This is a genomic window from Vibrio celticus, from assembly GCF_024347335.1.
Lineage (GTDB): Bacteria > Pseudomonadota > Gammaproteobacteria > Enterobacterales > Vibrionaceae > Vibrio > Vibrio celticus.
In genome coordinates this window covers 1,102,900-1,125,529 of sequence record NZ_AP025464.1, presented here as the reverse complement: position 1 = coordinate 1,125,529, position 22,630 = coordinate 1,102,900, and the positions used below count along the sequence as shown (strand labels likewise).

Annotated in this window: 18 protein-coding genes and 3 pseudogenes; 5 read left to right on the top strand and 16 right to left on the bottom strand. The window is 43.1% G+C overall.

All coding sequences use genetic code 11. The annotated features are described in order from the left end of the window. Positions 1–41: 41 nt before the first annotated feature. The 3 genes from OCV19_RS20995 to OCV19_RS20985 form a co-directional block, all read right to left on the bottom strand. Positions 42–1,238, bottom strand: a complete 1,197-nt coding sequence (locus OCV19_RS20995) for a Bcr/CflA family efflux MFS transporter (RefSeq protein ID WP_442478166.1) — start codon at positions 1,236–1,238, stop codon at positions 42–44. 274 nt (positions 1,239–1,512) lie between these two features. Next, positions 1,513–1,893: a hypothetical protein gene (locus OCV19_RS20990; protein WP_017088689.1), complete on the bottom strand. Its 381-nt coding sequence runs from the start codon at positions 1,891–1,893 to the stop codon at positions 1,513–1,515. Between the two features lie 155 nt (positions 1,894–2,048). Further along, on the bottom strand, positions 2,049–3,761 hold the full coding sequence (locus OCV19_RS20985; RefSeq protein WP_065677370.1) for an RluA family pseudouridine synthase: 1,713 nt from the start codon (positions 3,759–3,761) through the stop codon (positions 2,049–2,051). 293 nt (positions 3,762–4,054) lie between these two features. Here OCV19_RS20985 and OCV19_RS20980 point away from each other — a divergent pair, with 293 nt between their 5' ends. Beyond that, complete coding sequence (locus OCV19_RS20980) at positions 4,055–4,507, top strand: NUDIX hydrolase (protein WP_065677371.1); 453 nt, start codon at positions 4,055–4,057, stop codon at positions 4,505–4,507. Between the two features lie 17 nt (positions 4,508–4,524). On the opposite strand, the gene OCV19_RS20975 is transcribed toward OCV19_RS20980, so the two are convergent. The 7 genes and pseudogenes from OCV19_RS20975 to OCV19_RS20945 all read right to left on the bottom strand — a co-directional run. Next, complete coding sequence (locus OCV19_RS20975; RefSeq protein WP_065677372.1) at positions 4,525–4,962, bottom strand: bifunctional diaminohydroxyphosphoribosylaminopyrimidine deaminase/5-amino-6-(5-phosphoribosylamino)uracil reductase RibD; 438 nt, start codon at positions 4,960–4,962, stop codon at positions 4,525–4,527. A gap of 159 nt (positions 4,963–5,121) precedes the next feature. After that, positions 5,122–5,700, bottom strand: a complete 579-nt coding sequence (locus OCV19_RS20970) for a nucleotidyltransferase family protein (protein ID WP_065677373.1) — start codon at positions 5,698–5,700, stop codon at positions 5,122–5,124. Beyond that, the gene (locus tag OCV19_RS20965) at positions 5,700–5,987 is read right to left on the bottom strand and encodes a putative quinol monooxygenase (protein WP_017091513.1); all 288 of its coding nucleotides are present in this window, start codon (positions 5,985–5,987) and stop codon (positions 5,700–5,702) included. The genes OCV19_RS20970 and OCV19_RS20965 overlap by 1 nt, the downstream gene beginning before the upstream one ends. Positions 5,988–6,927: 940 nt before the next feature. Continuing rightward, positions 6,928–7,785, bottom strand: coding sequence for a hypothetical protein (locus OCV19_RS20960; RefSeq protein WP_017083226.1), 858 nt, complete (start codon positions 7,783–7,785; stop codon positions 6,928–6,930). Next, entirely contained in the window at positions 7,785–8,639 is an 855-nt protein-coding gene (locus tag OCV19_RS20955) for an ABC transporter ATP-binding protein (protein WP_017072200.1), read from the bottom strand. The genes OCV19_RS20960 and OCV19_RS20955 overlap by 1 nt, the downstream gene beginning before the upstream one ends. Continuing rightward, a complete protein-coding gene (locus OCV19_RS20950) occupies positions 8,636–9,007 on the bottom strand; it encodes a GntR family transcriptional regulator (protein WP_017079597.1) in 372 nt (123 codons plus the stop codon). Before OCV19_RS20950 ends, OCV19_RS20955 begins: the two co-directional genes overlap by 4 nt. Before the next feature lie 222 nt (positions 9,008–9,229). Beyond that, a pseudogene (locus OCV19_RS20945) lies at positions 9,230–10,657 on the bottom strand (EAL domain-containing protein); the annotation flags it as partial. A 103-nt stretch (positions 10,658–10,760) separates the two neighbouring features. On the opposite strand from OCV19_RS20945, the pseudogene OCV19_RS20940 reads away from it, so the two are divergent. Beyond that, positions 10,761–12,030, top strand: a pseudogene (locus OCV19_RS20940) (IS4 family transposase). A gap of 13 nt (positions 12,031–12,043) precedes the next feature. On the opposite strand, the pseudogene OCV19_RS20935 reads toward OCV19_RS20940, so the two are convergent. The 3 genes and pseudogenes from OCV19_RS20935 to OCV19_RS20925 all read right to left on the bottom strand — a co-directional run. Then, positions 12,044–12,376 (bottom strand): annotated as a pseudogene (locus OCV19_RS20935) (EAL domain-containing protein); the annotation flags it as partial. Between the two features lie 835 nt (positions 12,377–13,211). Continuing rightward, positions 13,212–13,691, bottom strand: coding sequence for a type II secretion system protein (locus OCV19_RS20930; RefSeq protein ID WP_017060589.1), 480 nt, complete (start codon positions 13,689–13,691; stop codon positions 13,212–13,214). A 250-nt stretch (positions 13,692–13,941) separates the two neighbouring features. After that, complete coding sequence (locus tag OCV19_RS20925; protein WP_240508220.1) at positions 13,942–15,849, bottom strand: putative bifunctional diguanylate cyclase/phosphodiesterase; 1,908 nt, start codon at positions 15,847–15,849, stop codon at positions 13,942–13,944. Positions 15,850–16,589: 740 nt separating this feature from the next. Here OCV19_RS20925 and OCV19_RS20920 point away from each other — a divergent pair. Further along, the gene (locus tag OCV19_RS20920; RefSeq protein ID WP_029405609.1) at positions 16,590–17,279 is read left to right on the top strand and encodes a response regulator transcription factor; all 690 of its coding nucleotides are present in this window, start codon (positions 16,590–16,592) and stop codon (positions 17,277–17,279) included. Further along, positions 17,272–18,621, top strand: a complete 1,350-nt coding sequence (locus tag OCV19_RS20915; protein ID WP_065675824.1) for a sensor histidine kinase — start codon at positions 17,272–17,274, stop codon at positions 18,619–18,621. The genes OCV19_RS20920 and OCV19_RS20915 overlap by 8 nt, the downstream gene beginning before the upstream one ends. Positions 18,622–18,758: 137 nt before the next feature. Here the strand turns inward: OCV19_RS20915 and OCV19_RS20910 are convergent, their stop codons facing one another. Further along, the gene (locus OCV19_RS20910) at positions 18,759–19,295 is read right to left on the bottom strand and encodes a GNAT family N-acetyltransferase (protein ID WP_065675825.1); all 537 of its coding nucleotides are present in this window, start codon (positions 19,293–19,295) and stop codon (positions 18,759–18,761) included. A gap of 226 nt (positions 19,296–19,521) precedes the next feature. Here OCV19_RS20910 and OCV19_RS20905 point away from each other — a divergent pair, with 226 nt between their 5' ends. Then, complete coding sequence (locus tag OCV19_RS20905) at positions 19,522–20,787, top strand: HD-GYP domain-containing protein (protein WP_048608967.1); 1,266 nt, start codon at positions 19,522–19,524, stop codon at positions 20,785–20,787. Positions 20,788–20,921: 134 nt separating this feature from the next. Here the strand turns inward: OCV19_RS20905 and OCV19_RS20900 are convergent, their stop codons facing one another. Both OCV19_RS20900 and OCV19_RS20895 read right to left on the bottom strand, forming a co-directional pair. Next, positions 20,922–21,371: a PTS sugar transporter subunit IIA gene (locus OCV19_RS20900; protein WP_065675826.1), complete on the bottom strand. Its 450-nt coding sequence runs from the start codon at positions 21,369–21,371 to the stop codon at positions 20,922–20,924. Beyond that, positions 21,368–22,624, bottom strand: a complete 1,257-nt coding sequence (locus tag OCV19_RS20895) for a PTS ascorbate transporter subunit IIC (protein ID WP_065675827.1) — start codon at positions 22,622–22,624, stop codon at positions 21,368–21,370. Before OCV19_RS20895 ends, OCV19_RS20900 begins: the two co-directional genes overlap by 4 nt. Between the last annotated feature and the right edge of the window lie 6 nt (positions 22,625–22,630).

The following is a 22,630-nucleotide window of genomic DNA, read 5'->3' as shown; positions in this document are numbered from 1 at the left end:
GGTTTATCGAATCATACTGTCAGTGATTATCTTGGAAGGGCTTAATTCAGCTTATTAGTCACGAACTCTTTGTTTCTGACCATTAGCCACATCAGGCCGCCTAGCGTACCGATGGATAATTGGATAAAGCCGAGGTTTTCAATCAGCGACTCTGGACGGATTGACACTAATACCATGCCTAGCGAGCCACAAATCATGCTGAAGAACTGAATCAGTGCGACGGCAGAGCCCGTGTCATGATCTTGCTGGTTCAACATCAAGTTGGTGCCCGGTACTCGCATGATGATCGCCATCAGTGTCGCTGGTGCAGCGATGAACATAAAGAACCAAGGGGACAGGTCACCAATGGTTAGGGTGAAGATTCCCGCAAGCGCTAATAAAGCAAAACATCCTGAGATGACCTTTTGAACCGGCATTCGGTAGGACAACTTCATGTAAATTGTTGGACCAAATGAGGCGCACAGTGCATTGAATGCGAACGCGTAACTAAACTGTTGTTCGGTCAATCCAAAGTGATCGATGTAGATATAAGAACCCGCCGCAAGAAAGCCCATCAACGCCATCGGTATGATAGAGAAAATGACCAGCAGCTTGACGAACGAGCGGTTTTTCATGACCACGCCCATTCTTCCCCATGAGCGGAATATAGAACCTTGGTATTTGTTTTCGAGTGTTTCTCGGTAGCAGCAAGCTAATACTGACGCAAATGCACCAAAAATGGCGAGCGTGACAAACATCATTCGCCAAGAAGCAATTTTCAGTAGAAAGGCACCAAATACAGGCGCAACCATTGGTGCGATGATCACCAGTGACATGATAGTCGCCATGATCTTTTCACGTTCTCGGCCGTCATAAAGATCTTTGACAATGGCGGTAGCGATAACGGTGATAGCACTGCCAGCAAAGGCTTGGAATACACGAGCGCCAATTAACTGTTCGATGCTATTGGTCATCGCACACAATATGCTCGCGACCATATAACCCGCTAATCCAATTAATAGGATCGGCTTACGACCAAATTTTTCGCTGAGTGGCCCCCAGAACAAAAGACCGATGGCGTAAGTAACGAAGTAGCTGCTCAGGGTTAGGTTGACCATTGATCGGTCAGTATTAAACACCTCGACCATCTGCGGGAGTGCAGGTAAGTAAAGGTCGATGGTCAATGGAGGGAAAGCACTTATTATGACGAGAAAAAATAGCATACCGGTCTTTCCCAGTACTGGTTGTGGTCTCTTCAAGGTGGCTCTCCGTTGTCCAAAATAGGTTTTTAATTGATGTGATATTGCTATACAGAAGGCTAAGGCACGTCAGACAAGAAGGATAGAGTCGTTCAAGAATATGCTGAAAGTATCGATGAACTTATCTCTATGAGTTCGAATCTACGAAGTCGGTCTGTGCACTGAATTGTATTACAAAACATTATTGCTTTTATAGCTAACGAGTTCAATCAGTTAGTAGCAGGGTGGCTTGTGATCGCCAGCGACACATTGTAATGATTATCGAGTTGGCTTGTTATCTTTTCTTTGGGCGTTTTTCGACTAAACCGTTACGCTCTAAACCGCGTCTAACGCTACTGCATAGCTTACCAAAACGGCGCAGTTCTTCGAAGTTGGGGCCTTGGCCAATTGAAATACTGTGCTCCCAGTACATCAACTCACTGTCGACCATTTCTAGTAGCTTTTTAGAGCAACCCGAACAGTTTCCTTTTGGCCCACAGATAAACGTCTCTGATTCGTAAAGTGGGAGTTCGTTTTTAACTTCTTCAATTAGGCTCAGCATTGCTGAATTTAGGTCTGGCTTTTTGTCTGTGAGTGGTTTCAAGCTTAGTGCTTGCGAAGTGATCACGGAAGACGTAGTTGTGTTGGGTTGTATATTCAAAGCAGCTGATGACATATCAAAGGCCTCAAGGAGAGAAGAAGGAGGGCATGCTACTCTTCACAACAAAGTGAATCTTGATGTAGTGCAATAAGCGTGGAGATATACCCAAAAGAGGTAGGAGCCACAAGCGGTGTGACTCCTTTTTTAAAGCTCGATACTAATGAGAGATTTTAGAATTCAGCGTCGAACTGGAACTCCATCCACTCTTTGGTGACTGGGTGGTGCAGTGCAAGTCTTTCTGCGTGTAGGTGCAGTCGGTCGGCTTTATTGCCATATAGGCCGTCACCCACGATAGGCATGTTAAGCCCTTCTTGGTGTGAACAGTGAACACGTAACTGGTGTGTACGGCCTGTTTTAGGGTGCAGGTAAACCTTAGTGGTTTGCTCGTTTCGCTCAATCACTTCCCATTTGGTTTCTGCAGGCTTGCCGTGTTCGAAGCAAACAATCTGACGAGGGCGGTCATACAAGTCACCACGCAATGGCAGTCGAATATAGCCTTCGTCTTGGTCTAGTACACCTTCAATCATTGCGACATATCGCTTCTCAACTTCACGAGTAATGAACTGCTTCTGTAAGCTTTTGTTCGCACGTCGTGTTAGAGCAAATATCAGAATGCCTGAGGTCGCCATATCCAAACGGTGGATAACAAATGGCCCTTCAACATCTTGGTGCATTTCTTGAACACGTGTGTAGGCGGAATCTTTAATGTTTTTACCTGGCACGGATAGAAAACCTGCTGGTTTGTGGACTACAACGATGTGTTCATCTTGGAACAGGATATCGAGGTCTTTTCCTTCTGCTGGGTTCTCTAGCAATGGGTTTGGATCCACCTCTAGGCCTTTCATCATATGGCCTAAAATCGGTACACATTTACTTTGGCAAGACGCGTAGTATTTCTTGTGTTTACGGATTTCAGACTTCGGTGAGCGACCCCACCAAAATTCAGCCAATGCCAGCGGTGTGTAACCGTTCAAATACGCGTATTGCAGCAGCTTGGGCGCGGCACATTCGCCAGAACCCGCTGGTGGTATCTTGTTTGGGGTGTCTTCAAAGATCTGGTTCAGATCCTCAATGTTTCCTTCCGCATTTTGGAAAGCGTATTGTGAAAACAACTTGTGTTGAAGCTGATGAGAAAGGTGTGCTCTTTGCTCTTTGAGTTCAGCTAATTGATTAGTGAACACATCAACTTTAGCCTGCAACACTTGCAGAGTCTGTTCCCAGTTGAGCTTAAGATATTTTTGCTGATTTTTGTCGGCAACACTGGCCTTGTTTAACTCGTTATTTAGCTGTTCGAAGGCTTGCTCATCAAGGCTTTCTTTACCTTGTTCACGTTGTTCTTTACGTGTTTTTCGGCCTTCTATAATCAACAGACGTTGCGCTTCGATCTCTTGTTCAGCTTGTGCTTTTTGTTGTGCCAGTTGCTCGCACAGTTCAAGGTAATCAGCGTTTGCTTGCAGCGCTTTAAACTTCGCATTCACAGCCATCATGTCGGCTGTGTCTTGATGGAAAAAGCTGTCGCTGCTCAACATGTCGAATACGGGTGGCACAAAATGGGGCAGTAGGTTTTGGTCGGCGATTTTTCCAGAGAAAGCAGAGAAGTAACCCAATTCACCTTCAGGGCTTTTCACCAGTAACACACCAAACATTTTGCCGCGACCAGCGTCAGAATCCAGTCCGAAGTCATGCTGCCAGTCGGTTTGAGTTTCTAGATATTGTTGAAGCTGATGAGAAGCGATTTCACACAGTGCGTGTGGTTCATAATAGAACGGGAAGGTGAAACGCTCAGGCAACGAATATGACTCGATCGGCTGTTGAAAGCGAGTGAAGCAATGCTCAGGTGTGTGGCTGTTTTCTGAGACGTGCGTTGGTTTGGATGAGTGCATATTGTCGTCTTACTACTTATATCGTGGTGATAAATGGTTGTGAGTCTACTGTGTATGTTTAAAGGCTTTAAACACAGTACAAGGCGGCGATTCTACTCTTTATCGAAATACGCCTCAAATAAGAAATGGTTCTATTACTGGATAGCTAAGCGAGATGGTTAACACTGAACCCATGAGCTATGGCTTGAACTTCATTAATTGATGAGTAACTTCTCGTTTTTAATCATAGAAGGTAACTTCACAAACGAAGAGTGGTAGCCTTGCCGCCCTCTTGTTCAACCTAAGGTAACGCTATGATTCCACTCAATACTTCGATTGTATCCGGTGTCGCTATTTCAGAGATCGACGGACAAATGAAAATGCTAATAATGAAGCGTGTGAAGGGCGAGTTTTGGTGCCATGTCGCAGGCTCGATTGAAGCGGGCGAAACAGGTTGGCAGGCTATCGTGCGCGAATTTGAAGAAGAGACCCAAATTAAAGTGGAAGCTTTGTATAACGCGCAGTTTCTGGAGCAGTTTTACGAGGCTCACGTTAATGTGATTCAGCTAATCCCTGTGTTTGCGGTGCTATGCCCACCCAACCAAGCGATTGAACTGAATGACGAACATACAGAGTACTGCTGGTGCGATTTAGAGGAAGCGAAAGCACTTGCGCCGTTCCCCAACCAACATGCCGTCTACGATCATATTTGGTCATACTTTGTCGATAAGCCAGTCAATCCGCTTTACCGCGTGAAATTGAACTAGCACTGGCTGTTTAAGATCTAGGACTTACCAAGGTAAGGGGTTAAAAAGGCGCTTACTTGCGCTTGGCATAACCCCACATCCACCTTCACGCCGTGCGATTCAAGGATCGCAACACCACGGCCATTATTGCGAGGGTCAGGGTCTAGCATTGCTACTACTACGTGTTTTACACCGGCTTTAACCAATGTATTGGCGCAAGCGGGTGTTCTGCCAACAAATGAACATGGCTCTAAAGTTACGTAAGCGGTAACCCCTTCCATTTCTCCGTCCGTTTCGCTGTCATAGCTATTCAGTGCTTCAACCTCGGCGTGGTTTCCACCGACTTTTTGCGTGTACCCAACAGATACCACCTTATCGTTCTTTACCAAAACGCAGCCTACTGGCGGGTTTGGTTGGCAATCAGGTAAGGCTTGGCGCGAAGCTTCGAGTGCTTGCAGCATGTATTGTTGGTTCATGGTCGTTACTCAGTATGACGAGAGAGCGTAGCTGCTAGTCGCCACGCGCGGTTGATGAGTTGGTTAGTTACTAACTAAGTTACTAAGTTAATAAGTTAATAAGTTAATAAGTTAATAAGTGGGGCATGTTCGATCTGATTGGGATTTTAGTCAATGGTTTTAGCGTTTGAATTCGAAAGCTAGTTCACTGTGACTAATCGTTAACTTGGGCCACTGGGTCAGCCAGTTCTTGGATTGTACTCTTTGATCAAAGATATCTCGGTTACGCTTTGGGTTGGGTGTGATTTGCAAATCAAACAAACTCTCTAAACCAAAAGACGAAATACATTCGATGTCTCCATTGAGGCTTTGCTTTACGGCGACGGCGGTTTCTTTCTCTGGCCAATAACTCATCGCATCCAATGAGCCTTGGTAAGGTTCATCCCCATTTCTGGTGTGCATGCAGGCTTGATTGCGAACTTGCCAATTCAGTTCGGGTAACCGTTGTTTAAGCTGAGCCTCGTATCTAAGCTCCGATTCGTAAGAGGTATCAATGGGATCAAAGTAGATCACATCAATATCATTGAGTGGAGTCGGGGAGGCATAACAATGTAGGTGATCCCAAACGAGGTTTCTCACAAAGCCCGCAGCAACATAGCACTGCGGCAAATCCAGCTGAGCGACACAGTCTAAAACCTGCATTCGTAAGGGATCTTGTTTGATCAACGTGACGATACTGTTGGCTAGCGGATGTATCATTATGATGTCGGAACATCGGTGACTTGATAATGACGAGTCACATTCTTGGAGATTTCACCCCATTCAGAGGCTTTGACTCGCTGTTGGTGCGCTTCGAATGCTTCTCGGCTAGTGAATTCTTCATACACTTCAAAGCGATTAGGTTGAAGCGTGCTCTGACTGACTCGAAACACGATACAACCAGGTTCTTCCAGTGTCAGTTCTTTGTGTACAACCAAGGCTTGTGTGACGGCTTTTAGGTCGTTGTCTGGCACTAGAATATGCCCTTGCAGAATTACTTTACTCATAATTACGTCCATTTAATTTTATTCACTACGGCTTTTTTCTATCAAAAGTTCCACCCGTTACAAACATAATCCCATTTTGATGTTGTGACGTATAGGCTAATGTGGCGATTAATTGTTCACATTGAATATAGGCCTAGTTACGCTGTAACTTTATGGGTAAGGCGAGTAATAAAAGATAAGATGCTGGAACTAAATCCGCGTTGGTCCGGTCTATTAAATTAGTATCATTGAACTGTATTGATACTGAAATGAATTTGTCATCTGAGAGAACTAACCTTAATTTTGAAGAGCGGCTCATAGGATTGAATTGAGCCATAGTTGATAGCTAGGTCATACTTTGATGTAAATGGTACTCAAAACTCTATAAATTTTGTGATTTGTATCATTGATCTGGACATCAAACACCGTTAGATTCGAATGGTTGGCAATAAAAATAGCTCATGAAGAGCAGTTAAAGAAAAGGAAATATCCCTTATGAAAAAAATGAGAAGAGCACAGCTTCATCGCGTTCGCATCCAATACTGGAAAGACACAGCGAAAGAAGCTTCAAAGAAATAAGCTTTAAATCGTAAAGCTTTAAGATAAAAAAAGCTGAAAAGCTTAATCAAATGTAAAACGCTACAAATCGATTTCATTAGCACTCTCAAGGATCTTCATCTGGTCGGCGACTAAAGAAATCATCCTCCAAAGAGCTGACAGGCATTAACAACAATGCATTCAATGTCAGCTCATTAATACCTCCTCTTAGATTCTCTTGTTGCTTCACTCTGTTACTCCTAACTAAAACCCCTCTGTCTCTTTGTTCTTGTTACCCATCTCTGTATTCGCAAAGTCGTGATCAAAAAAAGCTCCCGATTTCTCAGAAGCTTTGATTTAGATTTTGATATCTGATGTGGTTACCTGCTCGGGAGAGATAACACCAACGTCAGGAGCGAATGCGTTAACGTTGGAAGAGCGTCTTCAAACTGACATCATCGGTTCGGTTCAGCTTTAGGCTCAGCAGATAGCCACCAACACCGATCAGTGCGTAAATACCTAGAGATAAAATCGGCGCTTCTGCAATCGCACTTAATGGGTTGCTTGCTATGAGCACATTCATTGGCAATGACGCGATGAGAGATAGGAAGTCATTGATGCCATAGAACCCAAAAACGGCGACAGAGAGGAACTTAATCGCATAGCTTGAGATGAAAATGACAAGCAATGGAGAGTTTACCAGCTGCGAAATCGCTAGAGTGACGGTTGCCAGTGGCAATAAAACCAGTGCAACTAACATCATTCGTCCAAAAAACACGACCCAGTTGCTCAGCACATAAAACAGAGATTGCTGCTCAACCAATAGCGCCAGTTGTTGTTCACTTGAGACGTTCAATATCCAGAATAGAAAATCTGCGAACAGCACTAACAATGCACAGATAGCCGGAATAACCACTAAACCGAATCCTAGCTTCACGCCGTGAGTCATTGCGTTAGATACCGGCATACTTCTCCAAAACATCGAACTGCCTTCTTGGCGCTCTTTACGCAGCGTTTTAGGGATATATAGCGTCGACAGGATCAGTGAAATAAGGCCCGCACCAAAGTAGATCACTGAGTTGAGATCTTGTGCGAACTCTCTGTGGATGTCGCTCACGTCACCGTTCACTTGCATTTCAAAGAAAAACTCATGTTGTGCTGCGCCATTAAAGAACAGACCAACGAACAGTAAGAAACCACATAACGCGACAAACAGAGGCAATCGAGTGTTAACTTTGTGCTCGATGAGTTCTTTTTCTAGCATGTAAAAACTTGGATGCATTATGCCTTCTCCGTCTGTGTTGCAAGGAATAGATCTGCGAGACCAACGTTATAGATGTTACCCAGTGATTCAACCTGCGCTTTGTATTGACCTTCTAATAACCACTTAGTAGTGCCTAGCCCTGATTGTGAGGTCAGTGGGTTGAGTTTCTGAATCTCGCTTGAATGGTTGTTTGCGACTTCAATAATGAAATAGTCGCTCTCGATGTCTTCCATGCTTTTTTGCAGGACACAATGACCTTGCTTCAAAATCAGTACATCCGTTAATAGGTGTTCAATTTCTGAAACCTCATGGCTTGCAATGATCATGGCGCGTTCGCCGTCGTGGAACCATTCTAGTAGGTGGCGATAAAAAGTATCGCGGTACAGCAAATCTAAGCCCAGTGTAGGCTCATCTAAGATCAACACTTGAGTGTCAGTCGCGATGATGATCGCAAGGTGAAGTTGTACTTTCATTCCTTTAGAAAGCTGCTTGATAGTAGAAGACAACTTAATATTGGTGCTGCTTAACGTCTGTTCTGCTTTTTGCTTGTTGAAGCTAGGGTGCACACCTTGTGTGTATCGAAGCAGTTGTTTAACCGTCATCCACTCTGGTAACACGTTAACATCTGAGATGTACGACAAGTGCTGCATGAGCTCTGCGTGCTGGTGGATAGGGTGGTAGCCGTTTACTTCAATCTCACCTTGATAGTTGTGTCCACCAAGCAGTGATTTGATCAGAGTCGATTTACCCGCGCCATTGTGGCCAAGCAGACCAAGTACTTGCCCTGGCTTTAACTCAAAGCTGATATTTTCGACACCCACTTGATTTGAATAGGTTTTGGTTACGTTTTTCACGGAAAGTAACGTACTCATGACTTGTCCTTTATATGTTGTGCTAGCTGTTTCACGAGTTCTTCGACACTCATATCAATGATGCCTAGCGTCTCAGCGATGGCTGGGATCTGTGTGTTGATGAATGATTGGTGTGCAGACTCTTTCAATTTTTGAAGTGCCCCTTCGGCCACATACATGCCTTGGCCGCGTTTTTTCTCTACCAAGTCTTCATCCACCAGTAACTGATAGCTTTTCATGACAGTAAGGTGGTTGATCTTGAGATCGGCAGCAACCGCGCGCACAGAGGGTAATGCTTGTTGCTCTAACCAAACACCTTGAAGAATTTGGTCACTGATCTTTGAGGCAAGCTGCCTAAAGATCGGTTGGTCGTCTTTCCATTCGGTCATAATTAAAACTGCATGGTGATATACATGTGTATAACACTAACCTTTTTATTCGAATTGGCAAGGATTTTATGAAAATGGATCGGATATTTTTATAGTTGGATAAAGCATGTTTGGCGGGGAGGGTACTTGAAGCCTACGTCCTTGTGGGCTTTCAAGCAGCTGTATGAGCGATGATTATTTGAATAGGAAATGGTTGCTCATCAAGATTTCTAATAGGGGGGCCTATTGCTCCTCTGAGTCATTGGGCCGGCTATACAGATAGCCTTGATGTAAGTTGTAGCCTAGCTGGCACAAGATATATTGCTGCCTGCGCGTCTCGACACCTTCATAAATCATCGTGATATTTGATAAGCGTCCAATCTCAGAGATATTAAGCAATACACCCTGATGGTGCTCTCCTGACTCGATATCCTTAACAAAGCAACGATCCAGTTTTAGATAGGTCGGAGAGATAACATTGATGATTTCGATGTTGTTATTACCCGTACCAAAGTCATCCAGAGCGATGGTAATACCAAGCTTTTTGATATCCTTAATGTTATCGATAACCTCACATCCATAGCCAATATTCGAATATTCAGTAATCTCGACGACAAATTCATTCGCTTCCATCGCGGCCAAATGCTCTCTGAGCCTTGCGAAGTTCGACCCCACCAAAGCGCTCGGACACACGTTGACACCATAGATCTCATGGCTGTTGTGTAATTTGGCTTTTCTGACCGTCTCGATGAGCAAGATAGTGTGAAAGGTGAGTAAATTGGTGCGTCTCATTGTGTTAATGAAGCTTAAAACGCCGACGTTACGAACTCGAGATAACAACTCGTAATACAGGACGCTGTTGTCTTCGGTGTTGATGATGGGCTCTTCTTCAAAGGAGATGTGTTTCCAACGAAACAGGTAGATCATAAAGCCCAGAATATAGGAACGATAAAGCAGTGTGGCGAGAATCAGAGAAAGCGCAGTCCACAGTACGGTAATATCGTCACTGTAAAAGGTAATGGTTGCACCGGTTGGCAGTGATGTTTGATAGATAGCTTTACTTTCTTCACCAAGGTTCAGAATGTAATAACCATTCTTCTGGATCGAGACCGAGTCGACTAACAGCGGCAATAGTGAGTTCTTGTATCGAGCTTCAATAGAGCGTGTAGAAATACGCACCGTAAGGTCAATGTCATGCTTAGTGTCTGCGAAACGTGAATAAGCGAAATCGGCACTATCGTAAAAGTCATCAACTTGATCAAGGTCTACCATTTTCGATCGTGTTTTGGAGATATAACATGAACCATAAGACGTAGTCATGATGACAGAATCTAGGTTGAGCGAATGCCTTAATGAGTGCACAGCCCCTTGGTTATCGCAACCATAGAGCATGATTTCTTCAACAATATGTTTGGTGTTTTCGCTGTATTCATCTGCAATCTTCGTCGTATAAAGGATTTGGAAAAAGTAGACAACGAAGAGGAAAAATGAAGAGATGGTGAACACGGTTATCAGAGCCTTAATCAGTTCTCTATGATAGGTGTTGAACATCAGTTTCAACATCTCGAACTGGCTGGGCTTGAACTGGTTGATGTCGTACTTAGGTGCGATACGGTTGGTTGAGCTTTTATCGAGATCGATAAAGTAACCTACCTTATAAAGGTTACATAGACAGGATCTTAAGCTCTAAGCTATTTATTTAGATAGAAAAAAGGCTTCATTTATGATCAGATAATCGTCGCCAAACAAACCACCCATATCAACCGTGAAGCCGATGACGATTATCTCCCTACAAAAGCAGTTTAAGCAATTCTTTAATGCTGATAGCCTTCAAAAAATGGCGAAAAGTACAGGACTTATGAAGCGATGTCGGGCTATCTTACCCGACCAGCTAGTAGTAAGCCTAGTGGCCGCTTTGAGCAAAGGAAACTGCTCATCTATTGCCGATTTACTAAGGCAATTCAATGGGATGTGCTTAAGCGCTAAAGATACTGTGGCTTATAAGCCCTACCATAACCAGTTAAGAAAGAAGAATTTCCGATATTCATGCGCCAATTGGCCATGCGAGCGATAGCTCAGTTTGCTCGCCAGCAGAGTGCCAACCTACCAGATAAACTCGCTACCTTTGATGATGTGCTGCTTCAAGATGGTAGCTCTTTCCACATTCATCGTGACCTTTCGAACGTTTACCCGAGCCGATTTAAACGCAATCCAGCCGCAGTTGAATGCCATATGACAATGTCTTTAAAAAAGCTTTTCTCCAGTCGCAATGAGCATCAGCGCTGATACAGCATCAGAAAGAGACTTTTTGCCCGCCCCCCAAAACAATGAGTAACAAATTGTTGTTGGCTGACGCAGGGTACCCTGACTTCCAATTCTTTACTGAGCTTGAACTGTATGGTGGTTTCTATATTTTTCGAGGAGCAAAGTCCCTGAATCCTCATGTTATAGAAGCGAGAAACGGTCAGGGCCGGCATTTATCTAAACTAGAAGGAAAGAAGCTCAAAGACATCACTCGAGGTACTAATCGCTCACAGGTACTCGACCTTAAAGTTCGTAGTGGTAAGCAAGAATTTAGAGTGGTAAGACGTTGGTTTGCAGAAGAAAAGCGATTCTGTATTTGGTTAACTAACTTGCCTTCAGGTACCTATACTGCTGATGACATAATGGCGATCTACCGCTGTCGATGGCAGGTGGAGTTGCTTTTTAAAGAATTAAAATCTCACACAAACTGGCAACGATTTGTCACCGCACAAAAGGCCATCGTTGATGGGCTTATCTGGGCCAGTTTACTCTCGCTGATCATCAGGCGCAGTACTGCGCTTCAGATAATGCCATCGGTCTCGCTGTTTAAGGCGGCAAAAAATGTGGATGTGTGGCTGTTGCCCATATTTGAATGTATCAGCCACAAGGCATGGTCAGAAATAGGTAATAAACTGGAATGGGCCTCTAGCTATATATTTAAGAACGCACAAAAGTCCGCCCAGAGGAAGTCAAAGAAAAACATCACGTTAGACGGGATTTATGCTGGTCTTAATGCTTAAGGTTCAGTCTATGATAAAGGTTAGAGATAAGTTCGCTATTATTATCTACCTTCGCTTTTTTACATAAGCTTCGATATTTCTTTCTTATAGAAGCAATAATGTTTTTTAACGCGTATAAGCTAAACTCTTCGTCAAAATGTAATTTAAAAGATTCTTCAACATCTCGTGCAGATTGAGGGTTTGATATTGACGAGTGTTCAATAAGGTATTTGAAAACAAAACTCTCTTTACTATTAAGAGTTTCCTCTGATATCTTATTACTGTCTCTTTTTATGTATATTTTTTCTTCATTGTAGATCAGTTGCAAGCTCTCATTATTGTTATTTATATTGAAAGAACAGTGCATAGCTCAACTCCTAAGCGATAGTTATTATATTTGTGTGATGGATATGTGATGGCTGGGATTGTCATTCAACACAAGAGTTCGATCTAAATAATATAACCAAAATGTCACCATTTTCTCTTAAGATGTTGATACTAATCGCAGAATTTGGGCTTTAATGAAAGGTTATGGAGATGTTCACCCAAAAGTTGAATTTATAAATGAAAGCCAATGATTTACAAGGGGTAAAGGGGATTTATCCATTTGTTTTGGTATTTATCCATTTCACAGCTTCTACGCGGTAGGTTTAGCGACTGGATTTAGAGGTTTCTAATGTAGCTTCTGATGGTATTCATTCAGATTATCTATGTGTCAGATTTATCAGAATTTTTCAGGATAAAATTAAATTATGTCAGTTTATGTGATATTAATATAATTTAAACGGATTATTGTTTTGGTGATTTAATTAAATTAATCAATGATAGAATTAACTATATTTGTTAAATAATTGACTTTAATTTATTCTGTTACGGAATTTAAATAATGAAACTTTAAGATGGGATATTTAAAATAGGGAAAGGGTGATGTTTATCATGAGGTGTTGATTAAAGGATTTTAATGGGATTATCATTGACATATGTATCAAATATGTGTGCATGTAAATATTCATCGGCTAGTGATGAAAATAAGATATGAATGAGGTTGGTGTTATACCATGAGCACTGCTTAAAAGTGTAAGTAGCAACAAGTTAGATCAATTCGTGTTATTTTTGAGCAAATGTTAGCGTAACCACATGATATTCAAAGATCTGTTGCGGTGGCTTTGTGTTAACTATGAAAGCGTGCAATCGTTGAGTATTTAACATGCACCATCAAGTACCACGATTTGTGGTTCTTTTTCTGGCTGGTAAAGCACCTGACAAAAGTCTCCTTCTGGCGAATAGGTGTAGTTTTCGGTGTCGAAAGAGATGGCGGCTACTCTTTCTGCATTGCTGCCAGAGTCTACTTCTTTGTTGATGACATGAAGCTCTGTTGCGTCGATATTGAGCAGTCTTCTTAGTGAGTCAACATAGGCGATTGGATAGCCGTGGCAGACGTAGTAGGTTTCAATCTCCGTCTTTTCAACATAGTTGCATTCATCCTCAACGCCAGCAATTGCTGACTTCGCGTAGATCATATCGATACCCGTGCGAAGGTTACCAGCCACATCATGTATTTTACTCGCCCGAGCACTTCCTTGAACGTCTAAGAACTTGACCATAGCTGTCGCCGAAACGATCGCTAAAATTAATACAGAGATGATGAGTTCTAAAAGAGTGAAGCCGTTTTGTCTGTTCATGGTTACCGATTATTTGCTCTGCTAAAGGGACGGAATGAGGGTAATCTAAATACCAAAGTCATTACAGTTAGTGGGTATAATGGTTTGGTGTTTTATTGGGTGAATTTCTAATTAATTTTCTTTATAAACAATAGCTTAATTATTTCCTCTTACTGTTAAACGCTATGTAAGCATACGTAAGCGTACACACCCACAGCAGCCGATTGTTTACGAAACATTAAAACGACTTAATTTATTGATAAATAAGTCTTTAATTGTAGGATTGTCGACCATTCAAAAACTGACTTTCGACTTCATTTGAGGGAATTGGCTTACTAAATAAAAACCCCTGAAGATACTCGTATCCACAATCGATTAAGAACGCTTTTTGCGTTTCGGTTTCGACACCTTCAGCAACCACTTTTAACCCCAATTTTTCACAGATAGCATGGGTGGCTTGGACAATCGCTTTGCTCCCTTTGTGTGAACCGTGGACAAAGCTTTTATCGAGTTTTACGGTGCTAATCGGTAAGTCATGCAACATCGATAGTGACGAGTAGCCTGTGCCAAAGTCATCAAGGTGAAGTTCAACACCCAACTTAGAAATATCGCTTAACGCTTGTCTGACTTCACCATGTTTGAAGATCATGGAAGATTCGGTGATCTCAAGGGCGATGCTTTGAGGTTGGATATTGTAGAAGTTCAACATTGCTAATAGCTGCTCGGCAAAGGTTGCGTGCATCTGAATACTCGAAATATTGATACTCATCATCAACTCACTATCAAACTCACGTTGCCATATAGATAGCTGTTTGAGTGCAGAGTTAAGAACCCATTTCCCGAGCGGTACAATCTGCCCTGTCTCCTCCGCTAAGCTAATAAACTCATCAGGGACGATGTTACCTAGTTCTTTATCTGACCATCGAAGTAAGGCTTCAAACCCTTTCACCTTGTCGCTGTTAGTGTTCATGATCGGTTGATAGTGAAGGTTGAGATCGTCGTTTTCTATGGCGCGTGCCAGTCGGTGGCGGATCTCTACTTTGCGATGCAGGGTTTGCGCTAAGTCTGGGGTAAACGTTTGGAAGCGGTTTCGACCATTCGCTTTTGCAAGATGCATCGCCATACCCGCTTGTTTTAGCAATGTTTCTTGGTCAACCGCGTTATCAGGGAAATGCGCGGTACCTATGCTGCAACCGACAGACAAACTGCCGATGCCTCTGATATGGAAACTTTGGTTTAATGCATCAATGATACGAGAGCAGAGTAATGGGATATTTTGATTTCGGCAGGTGTGGGCAATCACAATGAATTCATCGCCACCAAATCGCCCGATCATGCATTTCTCATCAACCAACTGTTTAAGGCGTTCACCAACCTGTTTGAGTAGTTGGTCTCCGACAGTGTGCCCATAAGTGTCATTAACTAATTTGAAGCCATCAAGGTCGACAAACATCAATTCAAACGGTGAGCGATAGGCAATGCTGGTTTCTAGAAGGTTGCTGATCCCACGGCGATTATAAAGCTCCGTTAAACAGTCGTGTTCTGCGTTGTATCTGGCTTTTATCAGCTTCTCTTTTTGCTTTGTGGTACAGGTTAGGTTTAACAGCAGTTCGCTTTTATCAAAGAGCCACTTTCCTTGCACATCAAAGTGGTGTGTCTTGCCATCTATTTCGCAGCTGACTTCTTCTAATATCTCTCGGCCTTTGCGCACGGTAAACAGCCATTGTGCTGCTGTCTCTTCACTTGAAACGAAGTCGGATAGGGTGCTAAACGGTGAGCCGTAGTTGTGAAAAAACGCGGAGTTAGCACTTACTACGCTTCCCGACTTATCAAATAGAAGGGAGAGGTTTGCACCATCAGAGCAAGCGAGGTCGTGCCTTAAACTGCCTTCTTCAGCGACGACTTGTACCAACATACCCGTTCGACCATCGTGCAATGGGATCCCAGAAAACAGACATAATGCACGCTTCGAAATGTAGTTGGGAGTGAAGTTCCACCATGTCTTGATGCTTTCGTTGCGTAGAAATTGCCTTTGGTACTCTTCCAATGTCGCTTCGATTGCTTTTGACATCTCGACACTAAAGTCGCGTGATGTCAGCTCAAATAGAGATTCAGACTCCCATAGAGGAAGGGCGCTGCTGTTTGCCCAAGTTATTCTCTTATTATCAATGTCATATATTCAAATTGGACACTGGAGATGCTCGAAAGGTTGATAACTTGTCATCATATTGAACTCGGTGAACTGATATTTTGGTCGAACAGCGATCACCGAAATCGTGTGTTCGGTTGTCGCGCATCAAATTGGATTCTGGTTTCTAACCGTCAGTAGAAGACGATATTGAAATTAAAGCGGTGGTGGTCAATAACAGTGAAAGCGTTTTATTCATCTTAAAATAGGCCCTGTGGAAGTAATTATTGCGTAATATTGAATCTATTTATTAATGGGGTGAATGTTACTTTAATAAGGTATTGCTTAACAGGGTCCACCTCACGATGAAAAATGGAAAGCTCTGAGCGTAGGATTAGGTAATCGATTACCTTTGCTTGTAAGTCTATAACATTGAATTTTATATCCAGTAAATTGAGATTTTTCAGTATTATTAACTGTTATATCATTGGTGTATGGATAGTTGGTTTGATTGGGTTTTGTAAACGCATCAAATGTAAGTGCGCGTAAGAAAATAAAGCAAATGTAAGCGGGTGGTAGGCGATTAAAACACAGCAAATAATGTGCTCTGAAGGAGGAAACCTTGATAAACCAAGGCGCACCGGTTGTTGGTTCTCTATTCTGTAAACGTGTATGTACAAAAGTGATTACTATGTTTTGCGTACGGTAAATGTAGGGCTCTGATTCCAATATTGATGATCTATGACCAGTATATATACTGCCTTCGCTTTTAATAAATACTGGTGATAGGAATGTCGAAAACCAAAGTGCTCATTGTTGAAGATGACCAAGAGATAGCTCGTCTAACGACGCTTTACCTCGAAGCTGAAGGTTACAATGTTAGCGTTGTTCATGAAGGGAACTTGGCACTTGAAGCGATCCGCAGTATTGAACCTGATTTAGTGCTGTTGGACTTGATGCTTCCAGGGATGAGCGGAGCGCAAATTTGCCGTCAAGCCCGTGAGTTTTACAATGGAATGATTTTAGTGCTAACGGCTTCCGCCGATGAAATGAGCGAGGTCAGCTTGTTTAAATTTGGTGCGGACGATTACGTTGCCAAACCGATTCGTGGCCATGCCTTGTTAGCGCGAATTGAAGCGTTATTACGTCGAGCGACTCCCGTAACAACTGCCCAAGAAACTACGGCTGAAAAACAGTGCGATATTGTAATCAACAGCTCTGCTCAAAGTGCCACGCTCTACGGCCAAAACCTTAAGCTTACTTCTGCTGAATTTGAAATCTTAAACCTTCTCGTTAATAACATCTGTCAGGTCGTGACTCGAGACCAGTGCTGTCAGTTATTTAGAGGGATAGATTACGCGTTCAACGACCGCTCGATTGATATGCGCGTGTCTGGGTTACGCCGAAAGCTGCGCATTCACGCAAAAGACAAACAGTTGATTCGTACGGTTCGCAACAAGGGGTACATGCTGGTTGCGTAAGTTCATTGCTACGAAGCTTCGCTCGGTTTCGATGTTTGCTCGCTTATACCTTGGGATTGTGACTGGGATGTCGGCAACGATATTTTTGTTCTTGAACCTTGGTGAGGGGCACATGCGACGCACCGAGATCGAAACCTTCCTCAATGATGGCATCTACTTTGCGGAGCAGTATGTTCGTCAACACAATCAAGAAAACTCACTCTATAAAGAGCTCGATAGAACAGGCTACCAACAATTTTATATCTTCAATTTGCGCCTGTTGGAGAATTGGTCGGGCGAGGCGCCTTGCCAACAATGTGAGTTATACACAACCTTAAACGGTGTGCCGATATATCTAAGTGATGACAACCTCTATTCGGCCGTGTTTCAGCTACCAAACTCTAAATTCAGTTTTGGGTTCAGTGAGGTAGGGGACTTTTTCTCTCCTGACATTGAATGGTACGAAGACTCAGAACGACACTTTTTGTTAGGGCTGTTGTTGGCTGTGATTGTGGCGATTGGAGCAAGTGTTTACTTACCTGTGAGGCGTTTTCAAGAAAGAATAGAGTTGCTCGTCGAGAAGCAGAAACAGTTTGGTAAGGGCAAGCTTAGTACTCGATCTGACATGGACGATATCCATCCTGTTTCTGATTTGGCCAGCAGTTTTAACTTCATGGCTGAAGAGATCGAAAGCAAAGTAAAACAAAGTCATATTTTCGCTCAAGCTATCCCACACGAAGTACGAACTCCGCTAAGTCGTATTCAACTGGCGACCGATATCCTAAGAAGGGGAGCCCCCGATAATCATCAGGTTCTTTTCGATGACATTGATACCTACATTGAGGATATCAACGAGCTCACGTCAGAAATCATCATGCTGTCGAAGTTGAATGTCATGGATAACTCTTTCTTTGAGCTCGTTAAAATGACCTCCGATCTTCGTGACTATTGCCTAGACCGAATTCGTTACTCGAAACTAGACAATGCCACCTTTGAATCTAAGGTACAGCTAGAGTGCAAGATTAAGTGTGACTGTTCAATGGCGCGCTTGGTGTTCGATAACGTTCTTAAGAATGCGGGTAATTACACGAAAGACAAAGTGTGGATGACGTTAGATGAGAACTCAGAAAACTGGCTGGTGGTGATTGAAGATAATGGTTCTGGAATACCCGAAAATAAGCGTGATGAGGTATTCCTTCCGTTCTCTCGACTAGACTCAAGCAGAACGTCGACCACAGGTGGATTGGGGTTAGGCCTCGCGATTGCTCTATCGGCGGCTAAAAAGCTTTCTTGGGATATTAAAATCGACGACAGCAACCATGGTGGTGCCAAGTTCAGTATCGTGATTCCTAAGATCGCATAAACTGTAGCTTTAAGAGCTCTTCTGGCTCGTCAAATAACAAAGCCACGGACTAATACCGTGGCTTTTTCATATTCCGATTTACAAGCTAGTGACTTCTTAGTACTACTGCTTAGAGCTTAGAGCTTAGAGCTTAGAGCTTAGAGCTTAGAGCGATGAAGGCCATAAATAGCGTGGTCAACGATGCGACCATTCAAGTTCTCGTTACGCGTGATGATGCCTTCTAACGTGAAATGTAAGCGCTCACAAACCTTGCGGCTGCTTTGGTTACCGGTTGCGGCTGATATCTCGACCTTTTCCATATCTAACTCATTGAAAGCAATATCAATCAGCTTCTGGACAACGCGCGTCACAATCCCCTTTCCTTGGTATGTCTCAGATAACCAATAACCTATCGTCACCTTTTGCTTATCATGGTCAATGGTATTGAAACTGCAGTTACCGACGACCTTGTCTTGATACACGATCGCACAAGTCATGCTTTTCCCTTCCGCATAATCGTGTAGCGAGCGTTGGATGAAGATCCTAAAGTCTTGCTCGGTTTTACAATGTGGCGGCCACGCGAGCCATTGGCTTAGGTACTCATTCTGGCTTTGTGAGATTTCCGCGTAGTGAGAAGCGAAGCTTTCTTCAACCAATGCGATGGAGAGTTCGTTGTCGATAACCGTTTTAAACATGTCTTTCCTTTTTTATGGCTGCTTAATTTAAGCGAATCTTAGTCGGCAGGCTATAATGTCGCATGATTTTTAATATGCAACCACTTGTAGCACGGATTTTTCGTGATACGTTAGATCTATCACGAAACTCATTAAACCTTACAATAGTTGTGTATATAATCATTAGCTATGCATTAGTATTAGCGGCCTAAATATATAAAAACTATAAAAATGCTAGGCTTAAATAATGAATCAACATTGCCAGGACGTGACCGTGGACCTAAGGAAGGCTCTATTCGGTATTGCTAAGGCGCTTGATAACGTCGGTTTCGAAAGTAAAAATCATGGACAGAGAGTGGGCTACATCGCGTATCGATGTGCTCTGAGTGTGGGGTGGGAAGAAGAGCAAGCGCAGCTCGCGTTTTCGTTAGGCTTGATTCACGACTGTGGTGTCTCGCAAATTGATGAACAGCTCAGTTTAACGTCTGGGTTTGTACCTGACTCAAGCTATCACCATTGTCAAAAGGGCTACCAAATATTAAAAGAGTGCCCAGTTCTTTCTATATTCGCTAAGCCGGTTCTTTATCACCATACTCCGTGGTCTGAGCTAAAGGCTATTCATATCAGCGAGTTAGAAAAAGAGTTAGCAGCTATCGTGATGCTTGCTGATAGAGTGGATTATCTATACGGCATAACTTCTTCTGATCGTTATGGAAACCTAACACCCGATGGTAAAGCGAGCATCATTGAACGTTTGACTGAACAAGCCGATGAGATGTTCGAAACCAACCTTGTTCAACACATGTGTGAGTTGGTCGATCTAGATGATTTCTGGTTTTCTATGGAGATCCCATACATCGAGAACATGAGGGATAATTTTGAGCCTGTGCCATTCTTCTCTCAACAGATGTCGTTGGATGAAACAGTGGCCTTTGCCGAATTTATTGCCAACGTCGTTGATACCAAAAGTTCGTTTACCTTTAAGCACTCTTTGAAGGTTGGGCAGCTTTCAGAATACCTCGCCAAACAGCTGGGTTATTCATACACCACTCAGCGTAAACTCTATCTGGCTGGGTTGGTTCATGATATCGGTAAACTGCAAACCCCTAATGACATTCTGCATAAGCCGGATTTACTTACTGAAGAAGAGTATTGCTGTATTAAACGCCATGCAACGGACACTCGATTCGCATTGCAGGAGTTGTTCAGTTCACCTCAGGTTTGTCAGTGGGCATCTAATCACCATGAAAGGTTAGATGGTTCGGGTTACCCAATGGGCAAAACGGCTGAAGAGTTGGATCAACCCAGTCGAATTGTTGCTGTAGTGGATGTGTTTCAAGCGCTAACTCAGTCTCGCCCTTATCGTGCAGGTATGACATTAGAAGAAACACTCGCTATTTTGACGGACCACGTTGATAACTTTAAGTTGGATCGAGAAGTGTTTGAGTGCCTTAATAAACACGCGCAATATTGCTTTGAATTATCGACAGATAAAAGAATGTACGCGTTTTAACGCCACTGAATGCTTTCGAGGTGTGATGCCTTAACTCATATTCGATGAGGAATGACCAAGCACCAGAAACAGAAAAGCGATAGCCGAGGCTATCGCTTTCTTCATGGGGGCTTATCAGGATCTTTATATCGAGATTAGTAGCGTTTTAAGATCTCGATGATCGCTTGCTCAGTTTCCGCTGCGATGATGGCATCAATGTCATCATCATTTTGGAACAACTCTGATAGCGCCATAATCGTATGGATGTGGCTATCTGAGTCCATCGCCGCCAGAGTAATCAAAAGGTAAACGTCACCGTTGTCTTCTGACTCTAAATCAACACCCTTTTTGAATACCGTTACTTGCAGTGATGCTTCGTTCACACCATCTTCAGGGCGAGCATGAGGCATCGCAATCTTTGGTGCTAGAACATAGTACGCGCCAATGTCCTTGTGTTTTTGCTTGATAGCTTCAACATAGCTTGCTTCGATTTTGTTGCTCGCTAGCAGTGTTGAACAAGTCACATCAATCGCAGCATCAACCGTTAGGTTTTCTTCAGAGTTGATGATAACGCCTTGGTTACCAATTAAATCGAATAAGCTCATGAAACAATCCACCCTAGGATAAGACCAACAACACCGAAGTCGAAGTCAGCAAATGTTGTCGCTTCAAGACCAAGGCCACCCAGTACTGGAAGCAGTAGCATTGGTAGGAAAGAGATACATAGACCTTGCGTGAATGAACCTAGAATTGCACCACGTAGACCGCCTGTTGCATTACCGTAAACGCCTGCTGCACCACCTACGAAGAAGTGTGGAACGACGCCAGCTACAATGATTGTCCAGCCAAGCGCGCCTTGAACTGCCATTGCTAGTAGGCCAGCAGCGAAAGAACAAAGGAAACCGATAAGTACCGCGTTTGGTGCTACAGGGAATACCATAGGGCAGTCTAGAGCAGGTTTTGCGCCCGGTACTAGCTTGTCAGAGATACCTTTGAATGCAGGAACGATTTCAGCAATCAGCATCTTCACACCTTGCAGTACGATGTAAACCCCACCGGCAAACACAAGAGACTGCATGAAGGTGAATACTACCCAGTTCTGACCGTTTGATACTGTTTCAACAAAGTCACCGCCAGCAACAATTGAAGCAAACATAAAGAAGATAGCCATTGTTGTTGCTACTGCAACAGGCGTATCACGCAAGAACATTAGGCTCTTAGGTACGTTGATGTCTTCTGTTGATTTTGAAGTGTCACCAAACTTGCTGCCAATGTAACCCGATACTAAGTATGAGAACGTTGAGAAGTGACCCATCGCCAACTGATCAGTACCCATCACTTTCTCTGTGTATTTTTGAGCAAGTGCAGGCATGATAACCATCAGTGAACCCACAATGATCGAGCCGATTGCAACTAAAGCAGTGCCTTCGATGTTAGCTGTAGACAGGATTACCGCTACCAGCATAGACATGAACATTGTGTGGTGACCCGTTAAGAAAATATATTTTAAAGGTGTTAAACGAGCCAATAAAATATTCACAACGAATGCGAAAAACATAATTAGAGCCATTTCATAACCGAATGCTTCTTGTGCTAATGCAACAATTGCTTCGTTATTTGGAATAACACCACTTACGCCGAATGCTTCAGTAAATACAACTGAGAAGTTATTTAGTGCGCCAACAAGAGCACCAGCACCAAAACCTAAAATTAGGAAACCCATTACGGTTTTAATTGTGCCTTTTAGAATGGTAGAAACATCTGCTTTTTGTGCAACTAGGCCAATAAAAGCAATTAAACCTACCATGATCGCCGGCTCTTTTAATAAGCCGAGCATGAACTCGAAAAAGTTTTGCATAAATTT

Bases quoted from the DNA above. Each gene is read 5' to 3' on its own strand.
- OCV19_RS20990 (WP_017088689.1), bottom strand. From the start codon at position 1,893: ATGTCATCAGCTGCTTTGAATATACAACCCAACACAACTACGTCTTCC.
- OCV19_RS20985 (WP_065677370.1), bottom strand. From the start codon at position 3,761: ATGCACTCATCCAAACCAACGCACGTCTCAGAAAACAGCCACACACCT.
- OCV19_RS20980 (WP_065677371.1), top strand. From the start codon at position 4,055: ATGATTCCACTCAATACTTCGATTGTATCCGGTGTCGCTATTTCAGAG.
- OCV19_RS20975 (WP_065677372.1), bottom strand. From the start codon at position 4,962: ATGAACCAACAATACATGCTGCAAGCACTCGAAGCTTCGCGCCAAGCC.
- OCV19_RS20970 (WP_065677373.1), bottom strand. From the start codon at position 5,700: ATGATACATCCGCTAGCCAACAGTATCGTCACGTTGATCAAACAAGAT.
- OCV19_RS20965 (WP_017091513.1), bottom strand. From the start codon at position 5,987: ATGAGTAAAGTAATTCTGCAAGGGCATATTCTAGTGCCAGACAACGAC.
- OCV19_RS20960 (WP_017083226.1), bottom strand. From the start codon at position 7,785: ATGCATCCAAGTTTTTACATGCTAGAAAAAGAACTCATCGAGCACAAA.
- OCV19_RS20955 (WP_017072200.1), bottom strand. From the start codon at position 8,639: ATGAGTACGTTACTTTCCGTGAAAAACGTAACCAAAACCTATTCAAAT.
- OCV19_RS20950 (WP_017079597.1), bottom strand. From the start codon at position 9,007: ATGACCGAATGGAAAGACGACCAACCGATCTTTAGGCAGCTTGCCTCA.
- OCV19_RS20930 (WP_017060589.1), bottom strand. From the start codon at position 13,691: ATGAACAGACAAAACGGCTTCACTCTTTTAGAACTCATCATCTCTGTA.
- OCV19_RS20920 (WP_029405609.1), top strand. From the start codon at position 16,590: ATGTCGAAAACCAAAGTGCTCATTGTTGAAGATGACCAAGAGATAGCT.
- OCV19_RS20910 (WP_065675825.1), bottom strand. From the start codon at position 19,295: ATGTTTAAAACGGTTATCGACAACGAACTCTCCATCGCATTGGTTGAA.
- OCV19_RS20905 (WP_048608967.1), top strand. From the start codon at position 19,522: ATGAATCAACATTGCCAGGACGTGACCGTGGACCTAAGGAAGGCTCTA.
- OCV19_RS20900 (WP_065675826.1), bottom strand. From the start codon at position 21,371: ATGAGCTTATTCGATTTAATTGGTAACCAAGGCGTTATCATCAACTCT.
- OCV19_RS20895 (WP_065675827.1), bottom strand. From the start codon at position 22,624: ATGCAAAACTTTTTCGAGTTCATGCTCGGCTTATTAAAAGAGCCGGCG.